Origin of the sequence: Micromonospora sp. DT4 (assembly GCF_049841675.1) — a bacterium.
In the GTDB taxonomy this organism is placed as follows: Bacteria; Actinomycetota; Actinomycetes; order Mycobacteriales; family Micromonosporaceae; genus Micromonospora.
The window spans coordinates 1-655 of the sequence record NZ_JBNCKT010000344.1 but is presented as its reverse complement, the minus strand read 5'-3'; the positions used below and the strand labels follow the sequence as shown (position 1 = coordinate 655).

Annotated in this window: 1 protein-coding gene; it reads left to right on the top strand. The window is 65.0% G+C overall.

The genetic code is table 11. From position 1 onward, the window contains the following. A partial coding sequence (locus ACLQ24_RS30025; RefSeq protein ID WP_425895101.1) for a non-reducing end alpha-L-arabinofuranosidase family hydrolase occupies positions 1-655 on the top strand: 655 nt, incomplete at both ends.

The window sequence follows — 655 nt, the reverse complement described above, 5'->3', positions numbered from 1 at the left end:
CCTGCCGTCGTCGTACCGGTGGTCGTCGACCGGCGCCCTGGCGCAGCCGAAGTCGGGCTGGGTGTCACTCAAGGACTTCACGGTCGCCCCCTACAACGGCCGGCACCTCGTCTACGCCACCACCCACAACTTCGGCTCGTCGTGGGGCTCGATGAACTTCGGCCTGTTCACGAACTGGTCCGACATGGCCTCGGCCAGCCAGAACACCATGAACAACGGCACCGTCGCCCCCACCCTGTTCTACCTCGCACCCCGCAACATCTGGGTCCTGGCCTACCAATGGGGCGGCGCCGCGTTCTCCTACCGCACCTCCACCGACCCCACCAACCCCAACAGCTGGTCCGCCGCCCAAACCCTGTTCACCGGCAGCATCAGCGGCTCCGGCACCGGCCCCATCGACCAAACCCTCATCGCCGACGACACCACCATGTACCTCTTCTTCGCCGGCGACAACGGCAAGATCTACCGCGCCAGCATGCCCATCGGAAACTTCCCCAGCAGCTTCGGCAGCAACTACACCACCATCATGAGCGACAGCACCAACAACCTCTTCGAAGCCGTCCAGGTCTACAAACTCCAAGGCCAGAGCCGCTACCTCATGCTCGTCGAAGCCATCGGCGCCCGCGGCCGCTACTTCCGCTCCTTCACCGCCACC